This window comes from Pseudomonas sp. LBUM1659 (assembly GCF_059716045.1).
Genome location: NZ_CP166797.1, coordinates 726,086 through 744,504, shown reverse-complemented (window position 1 = coordinate 744,504; position 18,419 = coordinate 726,086). Strand labels below are relative to the sequence as shown.

Here is an 18,419-nt window from a genome sequence, read left to right as displayed (position 1 = left end):
CCAATCGGCGCCAATTTATAGCTCTTTTGCGACTTCATCCTGTTGAGCGCGCAGATAGCGCTTCAACGCGGCCAGAGAGTCCGGGCAATAAGGCTTTTGCTGGATTTCCAGCATGACCTGATCGATGGGGATGAAGCGCGCCTCGAGCACTTCTTCCGGCTGCAGAATCAATGGCCCATCCCATACCGCCGAAAACGCCGAACACCAGAGCCGGTTGCCGGTGTCTTCAAAGAAGAAGTGATCATGGGCGGTCAATTCCACACCGCGCACACCCAGCTCTTCTTCGAGTTCGCGGGCGGCCGACTCGGCGTAGGTTTCGCTGGCGAGCACCATGCCCCCCGCTGCCACATCCCAATACCCCGGATAAATGGCTTTGCTCAGGGTTCGCCGGTGCACGCACAGTTCACCCGCCGAGTTGAACAGCATGATGTAGGTGCCGCGCCCGATCAGCCCGCGTTCACGCAAGTCGGAACGGACCAGGGCGCCGAGCAGGTTGTCCTGTTCGTCGACCCAGGCAATCTGTTCGGCATCCGAGGCCGCGCGATGGGCGGCCTCTTTGGCGTCGTCGACCATAAATCAGCCTTGATTGAGCAATTGACGCAGATCGATCACTGCGGCGTTGGCTCGGGATATGTAGTTGGCCATGACCAGCGAGTGGTTAGCCAGCACACCAAAGCCGCTGCCATTAAGGATCATCGGACTCCAGACCGCCTCTTGCGAGGCTTCCAGCTCACGAATGATCTGACGCACGCTGACCGTGGCGTTTTTCTTGGCCAATACATCGGCGAAGTCGACTTCAATGGCGCGCAACAGATGGGACAGCGCCCAGGCCTGACCACGGGCTTCGTAGAACACGTTGTCGATCTGCATCCACGGGGTCTCGACGATTTCTTCGTCGACCTGTGGCACTTGGCCCGGCGCGAGGACTTCGGTTTTCAGCGAGGTGTTGAGTTTGACCCGGCCGACGCTGGCCGACAGGCGTTGTGACAGCGAACCCAGCCGGGTGCCCACGTCACCGAGCCAGTTGTTCAGGTTGTCGGCGCGGGCATAGAACAGCGCGCTTTTCTGGTTCGGATCGGACAGACGTGCCTGATAGCGGCTCAGGGAATTGATGCCTTCCTGATATTCGGACTCGCTGGAAGGCAGCACCCAGCTTTTGTTGTCGAAGTTGAAACGCGGTTCGGCCTTGGCCAGATCGGCGTCTTCGGCCGACTGCGACTGGGAGCGGGCGAAGTCTTTTCGCAGCGCACGGCTCAGGTCGCGCACCTGGACCAGCACGCCATATTCCCAGCTCGGCATGTTGTCCATCCACAGGCCCGGCGGGAAACGGTCGTTGGAAATATAGCCACCCGGTTTGCTCAGCAACGTCCCGGCGACGGTCTTGAGGGTTTCCACCGTGGTGTAGCCGATGACCATCTGTTTGCCTTCTTTTTCGGCAGCGATCTGGGCATTTTGCTGGACCGGGAACAGCGCAGGTTCTGCACTCCAGTACCAACCCAGGGCAATCGTAACCAGCAGATAAAAGCCGATCAGCGTGGCCAGCGCCCGGCTGAACAGCAGGCCGCCAAAGTAACTGCGGGTGGCCGATTTAGGTTCAGCGGCACGTTCAGGCGCGCTGCCCGCGCGGTTCTTCCAGTCCAGCATGGCGATATCCTTTCAATCACTTGAGTTCATCGATTCGACCACAACCATACAACAACGTGCCTTAGGCCGGCACCCGTCGCCGGGTTAATCCTGAAAAATGACGGACGAACCTGCCGTAACCGTTGCCGATGAACTCAAGCGTCCATACGTTCGCTGGCGCCGATGACCTCCATTGAAATCTGCCGCACCTCGTCTGCGCCAAAAAGATGGGCGATGCCTTCGCCGTCGGTCGTGCGCTGGAGCCTCTGCCCGCCCACTGTCGCGATGTAGCGTCGCTGCGCCAATGGCTCACCCGTAACGCTGTCAACCAAGCGGAAAATCCTTGGCGATCGAGAGGGCTGGACCGGTGGATTTTTCATCAACTCCATGATCTTGCGGTCAAAGGTCCGCTGCGGAATCGTCCAGTCACCGTAGTCGGCTTCAGCCCTGACCAACCACCACTCGCCCGCTCAATCTGGTCGAGTACCTCACTGTCGACATCGATCATCAACCCGGAGCGCAACTCCTCCAGGCCTTCGATGGGGTGGCGATCGTGCAATGCCTGGCGCACGTGATCCACCGCATCCTCACCGCAATAAGCATGCTGGCGCTCCCACGCGGACAGATGAAACTCATTGACCAGCCTCATACCTGTTCCTCGGCGCTCCACTCATCGGAGCCCATAGTCCGGCTAATTTCATGTCTCCAGTAGATTCGGCGGTAGCTGAAGTGAACCTTCTCCAACTGGGTGAGGTGCGCACTACTGGCGTCCAGGCAATGGGGCATGAGCACCTCGGCGCCAATGATCACCGCGTCCTCCAGTTCCATGGTGTAGAAATGCTCCTGCGTTCCCTGGGCCGAAGTGCGATACCACTCGACGCGGCACTTGCTGAGCAGCTCCCCGGAACACAAGGCGATGTTGATCAACGGGGACGCCTTGTCGATGGACTTGGTAATGATCAAGGGTTTGTGCATCCGGCGCCCCGCTCCTGACCCTTTGGGCACAAAAATGCCATGGCTCAGGGCCTGAATCATGATCTGGTCTTCACGGCCCAGTTGGTAGACGTTGCCCACTGACGCTTCGGTGAAGGCGCCTGCGCTGATCAGGCCTTGTCGTTCACCGTGGAGGGTCATGAAGGCGGGGGTTGGCATGGTGGGGCTCCTTGGGTTTATTTGGGGAACAAGGGTGTGTTCGGGTTGGACTGGTCCAACTCGATCAGCGCTTCTTCGTCCCCATCTTCTGCGAACGGCGTCCATGGCTTGCCGATCGACAGAGTGATGAGGTAGCGCTCTTCGTTGGGTCGCTTGTCGTAGTTGAATCGGTGAAAATGCATCGTGACTTGATATTTTTTGCCCGCTTTCCAGTAGACCTTTCCTCCTTTATTGACGTCTTTCAACTGCGCTCGCCATTCTGGCGTGTCGGCAAAGGGTGGATAACTTTTCCTGCCGGCCACCCTCCATCCGCCATGGCGCCACTGCTCTTGTAAATCCATCGCTACCTTCAGGGCATCATCGAGCAGCAAAGGCTCAACTTGTGGGGACATGCGAATACTGCTAACGACGTTGTCGTCAAATACAACGGTAAAAAAACGCGCTCTCGGCGTTACGAACTCATACTGCGGATCGATGAGTCGAAGCCGTGCATCCGTATCGGGAAGGCCCATCCAGACATGCCCGGGGATTCTCGGACTGAAGGGCACGGAAGAATGCTTGCGCAAGGTTTCATAGGTGCCGCCCACCTCCAATGCGATCACTGGCTCTTGCGATAGAGACTCAACCAACTGATTCGTAGCCACCCCGATCAGGGCAGCCAGAAACAACAAGCCTGCCCCGAGCCGCCAGCGGCCTATACCTTGCCGCACACTCACCGTATTCCCTGCCCAGATGAGATCTCGGTGATCGACTGCTGCAGCACACTACGGCTCGTATCATTGAGCATCTGATCAAAGCGTGCTGCAGCCCGAAGTACGAAAGGCATTCGCTGCTCGATATCCGACAAGTCCGCTAGCGGACTGTTGCTGAAACCAATGGTGCGTCCGTCATCAACACGCCGGCATTGGCTGGAGAGCGTCAACTCAATTGCCTGGGCTACGCCAGAAGGAAAACCGGTCACATAAGAAGCATGGTTGCCACGCAGCAAAGCCACCAGTTGGCCGTTCTGATAAATCGTGGGCTGTAGAATATTTTGCAAGTCGTGCACATGCCGGAACTGCTGCTGTACCAAGGACGAGTCTTCCCCGGCAAAACGAATATCCACTGAAGGCACCGGGTTACGCGCATCCGCTTCTTTATAGTCACGCAAGGCATCTGCCGGTTCGGGCATCCTGTCCGGAGTCAAAAGCCCGGACTGACGGCGGCTGTCTCGCAAACGCTGCCGCGCCTCCCGCTCCTCGCGAATACGTTCAACACTTTGCGCCGCATGCAGCAATCCGCATCCGACCTGTTTGGAGGCAAACGCCGCCAACCCGGCCCACTGAAACCTTGGGTCTTGCAGCCACAGCCGGGCATAGGCCGCGTTGATCGCTCGATTGCGCGCCACCGGGTCGGCAATCAATACGCCCTTCGGTGCGACGATCTCCTCCGCCTCGCGCTGATACGTACGCCAAAGGCAGGAACACGTGAGGATCGGCACGTCAGTGACCAAGGTCTTGCTGCCATATAGCCGCTCCTCTTTACACTCACAGTCAGTAACGGGGGTGCTGTTGTGATTTGTGATTCAGGCGCTGTTCATCGCTGGAATGCTGTTCAAAACACTGAGTCATGAGTTTCGGCTGGCTACCAAGGGAATCCCTGAACCCTAACAGCCGAAAATCCCGTCCGAATCATGCTGACGCAAAATCAGAATTCCCTGACAGACGAGGCTCGCCGCAGCGAAGGACGTTGCCCTGAAGCGACAAGGAAATCTCCTGAAACCGCCAGAATGTAGGGGCCTGCCTAACGCAGCTCCACCGAATAAGACCAGCCAGTCACAAACTGAATAAGGCTGATTAACAGATAATTGCCGTACGACTCTCTCATCCCATTGAAAAGAGGTGCTAGCATAGAGCCACCAGTCGATCTCAGCATTTACCCTAACTAGTAGTCAGGATATGACCGAGCCAGAAGACCCCAGCCGTGAGCGCCTCAAGCACCACTTTGCCCAGCGGGTGATTCATCAGGCACGTCAAATTCTTGAGATCTGGCAGCGCCTGCAACGCAGCGAGTGGTCCACCGCCGACTTATCGGAACTGAGAGAGGCCAACCTGCGCCTGCTGCGGTTTGCCGAGCGTTTCGAGCAACCGGAACATACGCAACTGGCACGCCACATCGGTCAGTCGCTGGAGGCGGTCGACGCCAATCGCGGACGCCTGAGCAGCGGGCTGATCACCGATCTCAATCGCTTGATGCAACGCTTGTCGCGCACCGGCCTGCGACATGGCGATCAGCTCGAACATACCTTGCTGCCACCCTTGCGCAAGCCGATCTATGTGATGTTGCAAGATCACGACCGCGCCGAGCGCCTGGCCAAGCAACTGGAATTTTTCGGACTCAGCGCTCAATCCCTGGACAGCATTGCAGCGTTTCGTGCGTCGATGGTCGAGCGCTTGCCCGCCGCCATCGTCATGGACGTCGACTTCAGTGGCGCCGGTATTGGCCTGAAACTGGCCGCCGAAGCCCAGGAAGGTCTCGATCATCGCCTGCCGCTGTTGTTCTTCAGCCTGAACGAAACCGATACCCCGACCCGCCTCGCCGCCGTGCGTGCCGGTGGCCAGGAGTTTCTCACCGGCACCCTGGAAGCTTCGAGCCTGCTGGAGAAAATCGAAGTCCTGACCTGTGTCGCTCAGTACGAACCTTATAAAGTGCTGATCATCGACGACTCCCGCGCCCAGGCCCTGCACACCGAACGCCTGTTGAACAGCGCCGGGATCGTCACGCGCACGTTGATCGATCCGATTCAGGCCATGGCCGAACTTTCGGACTTTCAACCTGACCTGATCATCCTCGACATGTACATGCCAACCTGCACCGGTACTGAACTGGCCAAGGTGATCCGTCACAACGACCGTTATGTCAGCGTGCCGATCATTTACCTGTCGGCCGAAGACGATCTGGACAAGCAACTCGACGCTATGAGCGAAGGCGGCGACGACTTCCTGACCAAACCGATCAAGCCGCGCCACCTGATCACCACCGTGCGCAACCGCGCGGCACGGGCACGCAATCTGAAAGCCCGAATGGTCCGCGACAGCCTTACCGGTCTGTATAACCACACGCACATTTTGCAATTGCTTGAAGACTGCAGCTTCCGCTCCCGCCGCGAGAGCAAGCCGCTGTGCTTTGCGATGCTCGACATCGACCACTTCAAACGCGTCAATGACAGCCACGGCCACCCCATGGGCGACCGGGTAATCAAAAGCCTGGCGCTGTTCTTGAAGCAACGCTTGCGCAAGACCGACTTCATCGGCCGCTATGGCGGCGAGGAGTTCGCGATCGTCATGCCGGACACCGACCTCGAATCGGCTTACACAGTGCTGAATGAAATTCGTCAGCGCTTTGCCGAAATTCACTACCCCGCCCAACCTCAAGACCTTTGGTGCACGTTCAGTGCCGGTGTGGTGGAGTTGTGCGAACACTCCGACAGCGTGACGATGGCCAGCCAGGCGGACGAGGCGCTATACCGCGCGAAGGGTGCCGGACGCAACCGTATTCAGGCGGCGCGAACATCACGGCAAAGTGCCACTTTTTTATCGGAATCCACCGATTCGGTCATAACGCTGTAACACAAACGCAATAAATTCAGGCGCTTACCACTCAGCCGTCGGTAGACCCGCTATGCGCCTGAAGTTGCTGACCAATCTCAACACCCTCCTGTTAGTCGCCGTGTGCGTGGCCCTTGGCGCCACACTGTGGTGGTCGCAAAAGGCCCTGGAGCGCCCCTATCTGTTGATGGAGCGTTACCTGGGGCTGTCCCGGCAATTTCAGAATGAAGTCGCGCGCAATATCGAAGACTACCTCGCCAGTGGCGATGCCCTGCGCCTGAGCAGCGCCAGCCAGGCCATTGACGTCTTGCAAAAGGAGCTCGGTGAGTTGCCACCGGCGCTCGCCGACACTTTGCGCCCGAGCCTGTCGAACCTGGATGAGTTCAGCAAAACCGATCTGTTGGCCGCCGGCAAACTCGCGGGCGACCCGCAAGCGCTGCTGCTGCAAGCCGAACGCGAACTCGGCGCCAGCCTCGACCAACTCAGCCAATACGCCAGCGCTGACGCGGCGTACCTGACGCCGCTACTTAGCGCCTCTCAACACCTGGGCAAATTGTCCCTGGCCCGGGACAAACTGGTCAGCAGTGGCCGCAGCGAATTGGCCGCCGACGTCGAACGCGAAGTGGCCAACATCCGTACTCAGGCGGAGCTGCTGGGCGGCTTGCCGCTGCTCGGCGTCACCACCAAGAGTGAGTCGAACACCGATGATTTCGCGTCGATGATGGGCCTGGAGAACAACGAGAAAGTTGCCGCCGAAGACGCGGGTGTCGGCCTCAAGCGTGAACTCAACAGCCTGCTCACGCGCTACCCGGCCGAACTGTCGCGCACCCGCGATCAAATCCAGAAACGCACCGATCTCAGCGCCGCCACCCACCTGAAAATCGCCGCCGCGCAGCAAGCGATTGCCGGACTCGAACCCGTGGTCCGCGCCCAGCACGGCCAGATCCAGGGCGAAGTACGGTTGATGCAGGGTGTGATGATCGGGCTGATCCTGCTGATCGCCTTACTCATCGATACCCTGCAACGACGCTTGGCCCGAACCCTGACCAACCTGGCGCCGGCCCTGTCTACGTGGGCAGAAGGCGACTTCAGCCGGGACATTGAACTGGGCAACACCAATCGCGAATTGCACGACATTCAAGCGTCGCTCAATCGCTTGCGCGCCTACCTGGTGGATCTGGTCGGGACCATTCGTCTCAACGCCGAGCAAGTCGCCGGCAGCAGCCGAACTCTGGCCGACTTGAGTAATGATCTGCACAGTGGCGCCGAACATCAGGCAGGCGACACGGCACTGATCCGCGATTCTCTCGGTGAATTGGAGGCGACGATTCAACAGGTCGCCGGCGATGCCAGCCAGGCAGCCGACGCCAGTCGTCATGCCGGCCTGGCGGTTGCGCACGGCCAGAAAGTCATCGGCCTGAGCCTCACCGGCCTGCATGCGTTGGTGGGCGAAGTGCAGGGTAACGCGCAGATGATCGAGCACCTGGCCGAAGAATCGGCGACCATCGGCGGCGTGCTGACGGTGATCCGCTCGATTGCCGACCAGACCAACCTGCTGGCGCTGAACGCCGCCATCGAAGCGGCTCGCGCCGGGGAAATGGGCCGAGGGTTTGCAGTGGTGGCGGAAGAGGTTCGCTCACTGGCGCAACGCACCACCGGGGCCACCGCAGAAATTCAGACGCTGATTGCCGGCCTGCAAACCGCCGCGCGTCAATCCGTGGAGGGCATGCGCGCGCAAGTTGAACATGCAGAAGCCACGGCCAATCAGGCGCAAGCGGCCGACGGGGCGCTGGATAGAATCGTCGGGGCCATCCAGACCATTTCCGACACTGCCGTGCGCATTGCCGATGTCACCGCCCAGCAGAGCGGCGCGGTCAGCGAGATTCGCGACCACAGCGAGCGAATTCACCAATTGGGCGGGGATAACTTGCTGCGCATTGGTGAAGGGCGTGAGCAAGGGGAGAATCTGTTGGTGCTGGGCGGGCGGCTGCGTACGGCCGTTCAAGCCTTCCGCGTCTGAAAAATCGCCTTCGCGATCAAGCCCGCTCCCACCTTTGATTTGTGCACGACACAGAACCAATGTGGGAGCGGGCTTGCTCGCGAAGGCGCCAGTACAATCACCGCACAACCCCCTACCCTGCACACCCGACAACTGTCCGCTATCATGCCCCCAATTCCGATACGCGAGATTGTCATGCGCCGTTTGCTCTGCCTGCTGCTTTTAGTGCTCGCCCTGCCGGCCACCGCCGCCGGGTTGCCGGACACCCGGCCCAGCTCCACTCTGGGCGCGATCAACAACAGCGCTGACTTTCTGCCGGTGCGCGAAGCCTTTCAATTGAGCCTGGTAGACAGCACGCCGCAGTCGATCAAGCTGCGTTTCGTCGCCACCGAGGGGTATTACCTCTATCGCCACCGTTTCCAATTTCGGGCTGACCCGGCCGATATAAGCCTGGGCGCAGCAATACTGCCCAAGGGCGAGCAGAAGCACGACGAGTACTTCGGCGATGTCGAGGTTTATCACGGTGTTGTTGACGTAGAAATACCGCGCACCGATCAACGTACCTTCACACTGGCCGTGACGTATCAGGGCTGCGCCGACAAAGGCCTGTGCTATCCACCGGAAACCGAGCGCCTGAGCATTGATGGCATCGGCGCCCCGACCTCCGCGCAAAGCGTTGGCTGGCGCGAACTCGCGCTGTTTTTCCTCGCCGGTTTGGGCTTGACGTTCACCCCTTGCGTGCTGCCGATGCTGCCCATCCTGTCCGGTGTGGTGCTGCGTGGTCAGGTCGGTGGTTGGCGCGGCTTCAACCTGTCTTTGGCCTACGTGCTGCCGATGGCCGCCTGCTTCGCCCTGCTCGGTGCGCTGATGGGAATGTTCGGCGCGCAGCTCAATCTTCAGGCACGCCTGCAATCGGCCTGGGTGCTGGTGCCGTTTGCAATGTTTTTTGCGCTGTTTGCGCTGGCGATGTTCGGCGTATTCGAACTCAAGCTGCCCCAGGCCATCAGCAGTCGCCTGGATCGCATCGCGGGCCGCACTGAAGGCGGTTCACTGTGGGGCGCCGCGGTGTTGGGCGTGGTGTCCAGCCTGTTGGTTTCGCCCTGCGTTTCCGCGCCCCTGGCCGGTGCGCTGCTGTACATCAGTGCCAGCGGCGATGCGCTGGGAGGTGGACTGAAACTGTTCATGCTCGGCCTCGGCATGGGCGCGCCGCTGTTGCTGGTGGCCACCGGTGGCGCGGCCTGGCTGCCGAAAAGCGGGCCGTGGCTGGTGTATGTGAAAAACGCCATTGGGGTGCTGTTGCTGGGACTGGCGATCGCCCTGCTCAGCCGGGTACTGCCGGGCCAGATCACCTTGCTGCTGATCGGCTTGCTGGCCGGCGGTGTCGGCTTGTTCATGGGCGCACTGGAGTTCGTCTACAAGCCCCCTCGAAAACGCCTGGGCCAGCTGCTGGGGATGTTCCTGCTGTTTTACGCACTGGCGTGCTGGTTCGGGGCGTTCAGCGGCCAGACCGATCCGTTCAACCCGATTGGTCAATCGCGCGTGATTGCAGGTAACGAACCACCGCAAAACACCGGAACCTGGCAAACAATCAGCACGCCCTCAGAGTTGGACCGCGTGCTCGCCGATGCTCAATCCTCGGGCACTCCGCTGCTGCTCGACTGGTACGCCGACTGGTGCATCAGCTGCAAAGTCATCGAACGTGAAGTCCTCAAGGACGCAAAAGTCGTCGAGCGCCTGCAAGGCTATCGACTGGTCCGTTTCGACATCACCGCCAGCAATGCCGAGCAACGCGCCCTGCTCGACCGTTACAAATTGTTCGGTCCTCCGGCCTTGATGTTTTTTGGCAAGGACGGCGTTGAACGCACCGATGTGCGAGTGATCGGCGAGATCAACGCCAAAGACTTCGCTGAACGTGTTGCGAAAGCAAATGACCAGATTTAATCAGCCGGTCACATATTTCGCGCAAACATCGGCTATCGTGCTGGCTATTGCATAGAACTGGACAGTCACAAAGCCTTTGCGGCATAGTCGCCGGGTTCTGACTCTTGCTCACAGATAACAAGGAACAGCAGATGGCGACCCTATTGGTGCTGCACGGCCCCAACCTGAACTTGCTCGGCACCCGCGAACCGGGCACCTACGGCGCTACGACACTGGCGCAGATCAACCAGGACCTGGAACGCCGCGCCCGTGAAGCCGGCCATCATTTGCTGCACCTGCAAAGCAACGCCGAGTACGAATTGATCGATCGCATCCATGCCGCTCGCGGCGAAGGTGTGGACTTCATTTTGATCAATCCAGCAGCTTTTACGCACACAAGTGTCGCATTACGTGACGCGCTGCTGGCAGTGAGCATCCCATTCATCGAAGTGCATTTGTCTAACGTGCACAAACGCGAACCTTTCCGCCATCACTCTTACTTCTCCGACGTAGCGGTGGGAGTGATCTGCGGCCTTGGCGCCAGCGGTTATCGACTGGCCCTGGAGGCCGCACTAGAGCAGCTTGAAAGACAGGCAACGACTTGAACAACAAGCGTAAACGCCCCTGACCGACCCTTGGGAGTTGATGATTCATGGATATCCGTAAAGTTAAGAAACTGATCGAACTGCTGGAAGAGTCCGGCATCGACGAGCTCGAGATCAAGGAAGGCGAAGAGTCCGTACGCATCAGCCGTCATAGCAAAACCCCGGCTCAGCAGTACTACGCACCGGCTCCAATGCACGCTCCGGCACCAGCGCCTGTTGCTGCTCCGGTTGCTGCTGCCGCTGCACCTGCTGCTCCGGCCGCGCCTGTCCTGAACGGCACCGTTGCCCGTTCGCCGATGGTCGGTACGTTCTATCGCAAATCTTCGCCATCCTCGCCATCCTTCGTTGAAGTCGGCCAGACCGTGAAGAAAGGCGACACCCTGTGCATCGTCGAAGCCATGAAGATGATGAACCACATCGAAGCTGAAACCAGCGGTGTGATCGAATCCATCCTCGTCGAAGACGGCCAGCCGGTTGAGTACGACCAACCGCTGTTCACCATCGTTTGAACCGCGGAGAAACTTTGATGACTGCGAAGTTGGAAAAAGTTCTGATCGCCAACCGCGGCGAGATTGCCCTGCGGATCCTGCGAGCCTGCAAAGAGATGGGCATCAAGACTGTCGCCGTTTACTCCAAGGCCGACAAAGAACTGATGCACCTGGGCCTGGCAGACGAATCCGTCTGCATCGGTCCGGCCTCGGCCGCGCACTCTTACCTGCACATCCCGGCAATCATCGCCGCAGCTGAAGTGACCGGCGCTACCGCCATTCACCCAGGCTACGGTTTCCTTGCGGAAAACGCTGATTTCGCTGAACAGGTCGAGAACTCCGGCTTCGCCTTCATTGGCCCGAAAGCCGACACCATTCGCCTGATGGGCGACAAGGTATCGGCCAAACACGCCATGATCGCTGCGGGCGTTCCAACCGTTCCGGGTTCCGACGGCCCGCTGCCTGAAGACGAAGAAACCGCTCTGCGCATCGGTCGCGAAGTTGGTTACCCGGTGATCATCAAAGCCGCTGGCGGCGGTGGTGGTCGTGGCATGCGTGTTGTGCACAAAGAAGAAGACCTGATTTCCTTTGCGAAACTGACCCGCACCGAAGCTGGCGCGGCGTTTGGCAACCCGATGGTCTATCTGGAAAAATTCCTGACCAACCCACGCCACGTGGAAGTCCAGGTACTTTCCGATGGTCAGGGCCAGGCCATCCATCTGGGCGACCGCGATTGCTCGCTGCAACGTCGTCACCAGAAGGTTCTCGAAGAAGCGCCGGCACCGGGCATCGACGAGAAAGCACGCCAGGAAGTCCTCGCTCGCTGCGTCAAGGCGTGCATCGACATCGGCTACCGTGGCGCCGGCACTTTCGAGTTCCTTTACGAGAACGGCCACTTCTACTTCATCGAGATGAACACTCGCGTCCAGGTAGAGCACCCGGTTTCGGAAATGGTCACCGGCATCGACATCGTCAAGGAGATGCTCAGCATCGCCGCTGGCAACAAGTTGTCCTATACCCAGGACGACGTGGTGATCCGCGGTCACGCCCTGGAATGCCGAATCAACGCCGAAGACCCGAAAACCTTCATGCCGAGCCCTGGCACGGTCAAGCATTTCCATGCACCTGGCGGCAACGGCGTTCGCGTCGATTCGCACCTGTACAGTGGCTATGCCGTTCCGCCGAACTACGATTCGTTGATCGGCAAGCTGATCACCTACGGCGCAACCCGTGAAGAAGCCATGGCGCGCATGCGCAATGCGCTGGACGAAATCGTTGTCGACGGGATCAAGACCAACATCCCGCTGCACCGCGATCTGGTCCGTGATGAAGGCTTCTGCAAAGGTGGAGTCAACATCCACTACCTTGAGCACAAGCTCGCTGGTGAGAAGCACTAAGCTTCGACCCAATCAACAAAGCCGCCTTCGGGCGGCTTTGTTGTTTCTGGACATTTCAACGACCCCACAACACACCCCCTGCAGGAGCAGGCTTGCCCGCGAAAGCGCTCTACCTCTCACATTGATGTCGGATGTGCTGACGTCATCGCGGGCAAGCCCGCTCCCACAGGGCACTGTGTCATTCAGAAACCAAGCGGTGGAAGCAGACCACGTCACCCCCACAAAACCTCCGCGCTCGCGTAAACTTGCGCGCTTATCGCAGCCCGCTAGGCTGCAATCAATATTTTTCAAAGGTGCCCGCCATGCCTTGGCTGCAAGTCCGTCTCGCCATCAGCCCAGAACAAGCCGAAACCTACGAAGACGCTTTCCTTGAAGTGGGCGCCGTATCGGTGACTTTCATGGACGCCGAAGATCAGCCGATCTTCGAGCCAGAACTCAACACCACGCCGCTGTGGTCGCACACGCACCTGCTGGCCCTGTTCGAAGGCGGTACCGAAGCCGCCAGCGTATTGGCCCACCTTGAGCTGCTGACCGGCAGCCCGCTGCCCGAGCATCACAGCGAAGTCATCGAAGACCAGGATTGGGAGCGCAGCTGGATGGACGGCTTCCAGCCGATGCGTTTCGGTCAGCGCCTGTGGATCGTCCCGAGCTGGCACGCCGCGCCCGAGCCTGACGCCGTGAACCTGCTGCTTGACCCGGGCCTGGCGTTTGGCACCGGCACCCACCCGACCACCGCGCTGTGCCTGGAATGGCTCGATGGCCAGGACCTGAAAGACTGCAACGTGCTGGATTTTGGCTGCGGCTCGGGGATTCTGGCGATTGCCGCCCTGCTGCTGGGTGCCAAGGAAGCCGTCGGCACCGACATTGACGTCCAGGCACTGGAAGCCTCGCGCGACAACGCCGGGCGCAATAACATTGCCGAAGCACTCTTCCCGCTGTATCTGCCGGAAGATCTGCCGCCGGTCAAAGCGGACGTGCTGGTCGCCAACATCCTTGCCGGGCCGTTGGTTTCCCTGGCCCCGCAACTGTCCAGCCTGGTCAAACCGGGTGGTCGCCTGGCGTTGTCCGGCATCCTCGCCGAACAAGGTGAAGACGTTGCCGCCGCCTACGCTCAAGACTTCGATCTGGACCCGATTGCCAATCGCGATGGCTGGGTGCGCATCACCGGCCGTCGGCGCTAGAATGAACGCCTGCATAAACCGGATCGCCGCATGACCGATAGCTTCGTCACCCAGTGCCCGCATTGCCAAACCAGCTTCCGCGTCAGCCATGCTCAGTTGAGCGTGGCCCGTGGAGTGGTTCGTTGCGGCTCCTGCTTGCAGGTATTCAACGCCGCCAAACAATTGCTGGAACAACGGGCCGGTAAAGAAGCCGTCAAACCGGTTGCCCCGGCCATCGTTGAACCGCCGGTGCAACGCGCTATCAGCCAAAAGCAGTGGACCGCCTCCGAACTGGATCTGGACAGCCTGGACCTGGACGAAGAGCTCGCCCGGCTCGAACAGCGGGAAATCCAGCCAACCACAGAGTTTGGCCGGCACCGCGAAGACGGCCTCAGTGCCCGTCGCGACTCTATCGAGCACGACGACGAGCCGTGGTCCGATAGCCTCTTCAGCGAGTCGGCCGCCGACCGCGCCCAGTCAACAGAAACCGAACTGCCGCAATCAGAATCCGAGCCGAGAAAACACTCGCGAACCGAGCCTTCGTTTTCGCTGGAACCGGTTGATCTGGACGACGAACCCCAGGTGCCCCATCTGCGCCTGCACGACCCACTCGACGCCCCCCTCAACCACGAACGCCTGTCGGCGTCCGAGGTGCTCGACGACAACCTGCCCTCCATCGAACCGTTGCGCAAACGTCGCGAGCGCAGCGAACCGGGCGTGCGCGCCGAGGTACTGCAGGACCTGACCGACGACCCACTGCAACTTGATTGGCAAAAGCGTCGATCCCCCTGGGGCCGGCGTTTGTTCTGGTTGCTCCTGGTCTTGCTCGGTGCCGCCGCGCTCGCGGGCCAATACATTGCCTACCAATTCGATGAGCTGGCCCGCCAGGACCAGTACCGCCCCTGGTTCCAGCAACTGTGCCCGAAAATCGGTTGCACAGTGCCGTCCAAAGTCGACATTGCCAAAATCAAAAGCAGCAACCTGGTGGTCCGCAGTCACCCGGATTTCAGTGGTGCCCTGGTGGTCGATGCGATCATTTACAACCGCGCCGCGTTCTCCCAGCCCTTCCCGTTGCTGGAACTGCGCTTTGCCGACCTTAATGGCCATTTGATTGCCAGCCGTCGCTTCAAACCCGGCGAATACCTCAACGGCGACCTCGAAGGCATGGCGGAAATGCCACCGCAAACGCCGATCCACATCGCGCTGGATATTCTCGACCCGGGCGCCAAAGCAGTGAACTACAGCCTGAGCTTCCACTCCCCCGAGTGAAACGCTTCACCGCTACAGGCTTGACGGCAGATTTCTGACTGGGACCGTCCGTACCGAACTCCTGGCAATAACAGAATAACTGTTCAGATTTTGTTCAATTCAGCCTTTATCCAGTCATCGAGAGCGGGTATCATGCCAACCCTTTTTCGAACTCTAATGATCCGGCCCCACAACAGGGAAGTCCTATGTCGGCGGTACGCATCGGTCCATACACATTGCAAAACGGCTTGATTCTCGCCCCGATGGCAGGAGTCACCGACCAACCCTTTCGTCAGCTGTGCAAGCGATTGGGCGCGGGGCTGGTTGTCTCGGAAATGGTCACCAGCGACATGAGTTTGTGGAACACCCGCAAGTCGCGGATGCGCATGATCCACGAAGGTGATCCCGAGCCACGCTCGGTACAGATCGCCGGTGGTGATGCACAGATGCTGGCGGACGCGGCCCGGGCCAACGTTGAGCTGGGCGCACAGATTATTGATATCAACATGGGTTGTCCGGCGAAGAAGGTCTGCAACAAGGCTGCCGGTTCCGCGCTGTTGAAGGATGAAGCATTGGTCACCGAGATCCTGCAGGCCGTGGTGGCTGCGGTTGATGTGCCGGTGACCCTGAAGATCCGTACCGGCTGGGACCGGGACAACAAGAATGGTTTGACGGTGGCAAAGATCGCCGAGCAGGCAGGCATTACGGCGTTGGCGGTCCATGGCCGCACCCGTGCCGATCTGTACACCGGTGAAGCCGAGTACGACACCATTGCCGCGATCAAGCAGGCGGTGTCGATTCCGGTCTTCGCCAACGGCGATATCGATTCGCCCGAGAAGGCCCGGTACGTGCTCGATGCGACCGGTGCCGATGGTTTGTTGGTAGGCCGGGCTGCCCAGGGGCGGCCATGGATTTTTCGTGAGATCGACCATTTCCTGCGTACCGGCGAAAAACTCCCGGCGCTGGAATTGATCGAGGTGGAACGCATTCTGCTAGAGCATCTGGCCGCCCTGCACGTTTTCTATGGAGACGTGATGGGTGTCCGTATCGCTCGAAAGCATGTGGGCTGGTATCTCGCAACCTTGCCGGGCGCCAGGGAGTTTCGCGCCCACTTCAATCGTTTGGAAGATACGGAAGCACAATGCGCCAACGTTCAGGGCTTCTTCGCCGAACGTTACAAGAGCCTGACAGGGGACGGAGAAGGGGTGGCCGCATGACGATGATGACCGAGACTTTAGTGAGTGGAACAACACCCGTGAGCGACAACGTAAATTTGAAACAGCACCTCAATACGCCCAGCGAAGAAGGCCAGACCCTTCGCGGGAGTGTCGAGAAGGCGCTGCACAATTATTTCGCCCACCTTGAGGGCGCTGCCGTCACGGATGTGTACAACCTGGTGCTCTCCGAAGTCGAGGCTCCCCTGCTCGAGTGCGTGATGAACTACGTCAAGGGCAACCAGACCAAGGCCAGCGAGCTGCTCGGGCTCAACCGAGGCACGCTGCGCAAGAAACTCAAGCAGTACGATTTGCTGTAAGCATTCAATCAAACCAGAAAGGCGCCCGCGTAAAACCGGTCGCCTTTTTTGCTGACTCCTTTGCTTTTGATGGAAATTGAAATGACCGACCAGACTACCCGCCTGCCGATCCGCCGCGCCTTGATCAGTGTTTCCGACAAGACCGGGATCCTCGAATTCGCCAAAGAGCTTGAAGCCCTGGGCGTCGAGATCCTCTCTACCGGCGGGACGTTCAAGCTGCTGCGCGACAACGGCGTTGCCGCAGTGGAAGTCGCGGATTACACCGGTTTCGCAGAAATGATGGACGGTCGGGTGAAAACCCTGCACCCGAAAATCCACGGCGGGATCCTCGGTCGTCGCGGCATCGATGACGCAATCATGAGCGAGCACGGCATCAAGCCGATCGACCTGGTCGCGGTCAACCTGTACCCGTTCGAAGCCACCATCAACAAGCCTGGCTGCGACCTGCCGACTGCCATCGAGAACATCGACATCGGCGGCCCGACCATGGTCCGCTCGGCGGCCAAGAACCACAAAGACGTGGCCATCGTGGTCAACGCCAGCGATTACGCCAGCGTCCTCGAAGGCCTCAAGGCCGGCGGCCTGACCTACGCTCAGCGTTTCGACCTGATGCTCAAGGCTTTCGAACACACCGCCGCCTACGACGGCATGATCGCCAACTACATGGGCACCGTGAATCAGGCCGCTGAAACACTCAGCACCGAAGGTCGCAGCGAATTCCCGCGCACCTTCAACAGCCAGTTCGTCAAGGCCCAGGAAATGCGTTACGGCGAGAACCCGCACCAGAGCGCGGCGTTCTACGTGGAAGCCAAGCCTGCCGAAGTCGGCATCGCCACCGCGACCCAACTGCAAGGCAAAGAACTGTCGTACAACAACGTGGCCGACACCGACGCCGCGCTGGAATGCGTGAAGAGCTTCGTCAAGCCGGCCTGCGTAATCGTCAAGCACGCCAACCCGTGCGGCGTGGCCGTGAGTCCGGACGCCGAAGGCGGTATCCGCCAGGCCTACGAACTGGCTTATGCCACCGACACCGAATCGGCGTTCGGCGGCATCATCGCCTTCAACCGCGAGCTGGATGCTGAAACCGCCAAAGCCATCGTCGAGCGTCAGTTCGTCGAAGTGATCATCGCCCCGAGCGTCAGCGAAGAAGCCCGCGCCATCGTGGCGGCAAAAGCCAACGTGCGCCTGCTGGCCTGCGGCGAATGGTCGGCTGATCGCGCCGCTGCCTGGGACTACAAACGCGTCAACGGTGGCCTGCTGGTGCAGAGCCGCGACATCGGCATGATCGGCGCCAATGACCTGAAAGTCGTGACCAAGCGCGCACCGACCGAACAGGAAATCAACGACCTGATCTTCGCCTGGAAAGTGGCCAAGTACGTCAAGTCCAACGCCATCGTCTACGCCAAGAACCGCCAGACCATCGGTGTCGGCGCCGGCCAGATGAGCCGTGTGAACTCCGCCCGTATCGCCGCGATCAAGGCCGAACACGCCGGTTTGCAGGTACAAGGCTCGGTCATGGCATCGGACGCGTTCTTCCCGTTCCGCGACGGCCTGGACAATGCAGCCAAGGCCGGCGTTACTGCGGTGATCCAGCCAGGCGGTTCGATGCGTGACAACGAAGTGATTGCTGCGGCCGACGAGGCTGGCATCGCCATGGTCTTCACCGGCATGCGCCACTTCCGTCACTAATATCATCAGGCCTGCAA

At 59.8% G+C, this 18,419-nt stretch carries 16 protein-coding genes and 2 pseudogenes; 11 read left to right on the top strand and 7 right to left on the bottom strand.

Going from position 1 to position 18,419, the window contains the following annotated elements:
• Positions 1–15: 15 nt before the first annotated feature.
• The 7 genes and pseudogenes from ACA048_RS03295 to ACA048_RS03265 all read right to left on the bottom strand — a co-directional run bounded on the left by ACA048_RS03295 (position 16) and on the right by ACA048_RS03265 (position 4,385).
• Positions 16–573, bottom strand: coding sequence for an NUDIX hydrolase (locus tag ACA048_RS03295; RefSeq protein ID WP_497627923.1), 558 nt, complete (start codon positions 571–573; stop codon positions 16–18).
• 3 nt (positions 574–576) lie between these two features.
• Positions 577–1,644 carry a DUF2333 family protein gene (locus tag ACA048_RS03290; protein WP_497627922.1) on the bottom strand — a complete coding sequence of 356 codons (1,068 nt, stop codon included), beginning with the start codon at positions 1,642–1,644 and terminating at the stop codon, positions 577–579.
• Between the two features lie 134 nt (positions 1,645–1,778).
• Complete coding sequence (locus ACA048_RS03285) at positions 1,779–1,955, bottom strand: hypothetical protein (RefSeq protein ID WP_497627921.1); 177 nt, start codon at positions 1,953–1,955, stop codon at positions 1,779–1,781.
• Between the two features lie 47 nt (positions 1,956–2,002).
• On the bottom strand, positions 2,003–2,272 hold the full coding sequence (locus tag ACA048_RS03280) for a hypothetical protein (RefSeq protein WP_497627920.1): 270 nt from the start codon (positions 2,270–2,272) through the stop codon (positions 2,003–2,005).
• Entirely contained in the window at positions 2,269–2,775 is a 507-nt protein-coding gene (locus ACA048_RS03275; RefSeq protein WP_497627919.1) for an Hcp family type VI secretion system effector, read from the bottom strand. Before ACA048_RS03275 ends, ACA048_RS03280 begins: the two co-directional genes overlap by 4 nt.
• A 17-nt stretch (positions 2,776–2,792) precedes the next feature.
• Positions 2,793–3,491: a hypothetical protein gene (locus tag ACA048_RS03270; RefSeq protein WP_497627918.1), complete on the bottom strand. Its 699-nt coding sequence runs from the start codon at positions 3,489–3,491 to the stop codon at positions 2,793–2,795.
• Positions 3,488–4,385: pseudogene (locus ACA048_RS03265) on the bottom strand (DUF2515 family protein). The gene ACA048_RS03270 and the pseudogene ACA048_RS03265 overlap by 4 nt, the downstream one beginning before the upstream one ends.
• Positions 4,386–4,712: 327 nt before the next feature.
• On the opposite strand from ACA048_RS03265, the gene ACA048_RS03260 reads away from it, so the two are divergent.
• The 11 genes and pseudogenes from ACA048_RS03260 (at position 4,713) to purH (ending at position 18,402) form a co-directional block, all read left to right on the top strand.
• Positions 4,713–6,383, top strand: a complete 1,671-nt coding sequence (locus tag ACA048_RS03260; protein WP_497627917.1) for a diguanylate cyclase — start codon at positions 4,713–4,715, stop codon at positions 6,381–6,383.
• Positions 6,384–7,875: 1,492 nt separating this feature from the next.
• Positions 7,876–8,382 (top strand): annotated as a pseudogene (locus ACA048_RS03255) (methyl-accepting chemotaxis protein); the annotation flags it as partial.
• Between the two features lie 174 nt (positions 8,383–8,556).
• Positions 8,557–10,302 carry a protein-disulfide reductase DsbD gene (locus tag ACA048_RS03250; protein ID WP_497627916.1) on the top strand — a complete coding sequence of 582 codons (1,746 nt, stop codon included), beginning with the start codon at positions 8,557–8,559 and terminating at the stop codon, positions 10,300–10,302.
• Between the two features lie 131 nt (positions 10,303–10,433).
• Positions 10,434–10,886: a type II 3-dehydroquinate dehydratase gene (gene aroQ / locus ACA048_RS03245; protein WP_310845759.1), complete on the top strand. Its 453-nt coding sequence runs from the start codon at positions 10,434–10,436 to the stop codon at positions 10,884–10,886.
• Between the two features lie 47 nt (positions 10,887–10,933).
• A complete protein-coding gene (gene accB / locus ACA048_RS03240) occupies positions 10,934–11,395 on the top strand; it encodes an acetyl-CoA carboxylase biotin carboxyl carrier protein (protein ID WP_223515182.1) in 462 nt (153 codons plus the stop codon).
• A 17-nt stretch (positions 11,396–11,412) separates the two neighbouring features.
• Positions 11,413–12,771, top strand: a complete 1,359-nt coding sequence (gene accC / locus ACA048_RS03235; protein ID WP_489335432.1) for an acetyl-CoA carboxylase biotin carboxylase subunit — start codon at positions 11,413–11,415, stop codon at positions 12,769–12,771.
• Between the two features lie 302 nt (positions 12,772–13,073).
• Positions 13,074–13,952: a 50S ribosomal protein L11 methyltransferase gene (gene prmA / locus ACA048_RS03230; RefSeq protein ID WP_223515176.1), complete on the top strand. Its 879-nt coding sequence runs from the start codon at positions 13,074–13,076 to the stop codon at positions 13,950–13,952.
• A 30-nt stretch (positions 13,953–13,982) separates the two neighbouring features.
• On the top strand, positions 13,983–15,200 hold the full coding sequence (locus ACA048_RS03225; RefSeq protein ID WP_497627915.1) for a DUF3426 domain-containing protein: 1,218 nt from the start codon (positions 13,983–13,985) through the stop codon (positions 15,198–15,200).
• A gap of 185 nt (positions 15,201–15,385) precedes the next feature.
• On the top strand, positions 15,386–16,396 hold the full coding sequence (gene dusB, locus ACA048_RS03220) for a tRNA dihydrouridine synthase DusB (protein WP_497627914.1): 1,011 nt from the start codon (positions 15,386–15,388) through the stop codon (positions 16,394–16,396).
• Positions 16,393–16,713: a DNA-binding transcriptional regulator Fis gene (gene fis / locus ACA048_RS03215; protein ID WP_007907419.1), complete on the top strand. Its 321-nt coding sequence runs from the start codon at positions 16,393–16,395 to the stop codon at positions 16,711–16,713. Before dusB ends, fis begins: the two co-directional genes overlap by 4 nt.
• A gap of 81 nt (positions 16,714–16,794) precedes the next feature.
• Positions 16,795–18,402 (top strand): bifunctional phosphoribosylaminoimidazolecarboxamide formyltransferase/IMP cyclohydrolase, encoded by a 1,608-nt coding sequence (purH, locus tag ACA048_RS03210; protein ID WP_497627913.1) that lies wholly within the window; start codon positions 16,795–16,797, stop codon positions 18,400–18,402.
• Positions 18,403–18,419 lie beyond the last annotated feature (17 nt).

Bases quoted from the DNA above. Each gene is read 5' to 3' on its own strand.
- dusB (WP_497627914.1), top strand. From the start codon at position 15,386: ATGTCGGCGGTACGCATCGGTCCATACACATTGCAAAACGGCTTGATT.
- ACA048_RS03280 (WP_497627920.1), bottom strand. From the start codon at position 2,272: ATGAGGCTGGTCAATGAGTTTCATCTGTCCGCGTGGGAGCGCCAGCAT.
- purH (WP_497627913.1), top strand. From the start codon at position 16,795: ATGACCGACCAGACTACCCGCCTGCCGATCCGCCGCGCCTTGATCAGT.
- ACA048_RS03275 (WP_497627919.1), bottom strand. From the start codon at position 2,775: ATGCCAACCCCCGCCTTCATGACCCTCCACGGTGAACGACAAGGCCTG.
- prmA (WP_223515176.1), top strand. From the start codon at position 13,074: ATGCCTTGGCTGCAAGTCCGTCTCGCCATCAGCCCAGAACAAGCCGAA.
- accC (WP_489335432.1), top strand. From the start codon at position 11,413: ATGACTGCGAAGTTGGAAAAAGTTCTGATCGCCAACCGCGGCGAGATT.
- ACA048_RS03225 (WP_497627915.1), top strand. From the start codon at position 13,983: ATGACCGATAGCTTCGTCACCCAGTGCCCGCATTGCCAAACCAGCTTC.
- ACA048_RS03295 (WP_497627923.1), bottom strand. From the start codon at position 573: ATGGTCGACGACGCCAAAGAGGCCGCCCATCGCGCGGCCTCGGATGCC.
- ACA048_RS03250 (WP_497627916.1), top strand. From the start codon at position 8,557: ATGCGCCGTTTGCTCTGCCTGCTGCTTTTAGTGCTCGCCCTGCCGGCC.
- fis (WP_007907419.1), top strand. From the start codon at position 16,393: ATGACGATGATGACCGAGACTTTAGTGAGTGGAACAACACCCGTGAGC.
- accB (WP_223515182.1), top strand. From the start codon at position 10,934: ATGGATATCCGTAAAGTTAAGAAACTGATCGAACTGCTGGAAGAGTCC.
- aroQ (WP_310845759.1), top strand. From the start codon at position 10,434: ATGGCGACCCTATTGGTGCTGCACGGCCCCAACCTGAACTTGCTCGGC.
- ACA048_RS03260 (WP_497627917.1), top strand. From the start codon at position 4,713: ATGACCGAGCCAGAAGACCCCAGCCGTGAGCGCCTCAAGCACCACTTT.
- ACA048_RS03290 (WP_497627922.1), bottom strand. From the start codon at position 1,644: ATGCTGGACTGGAAGAACCGCGCGGGCAGCGCGCCTGAACGTGCCGCT.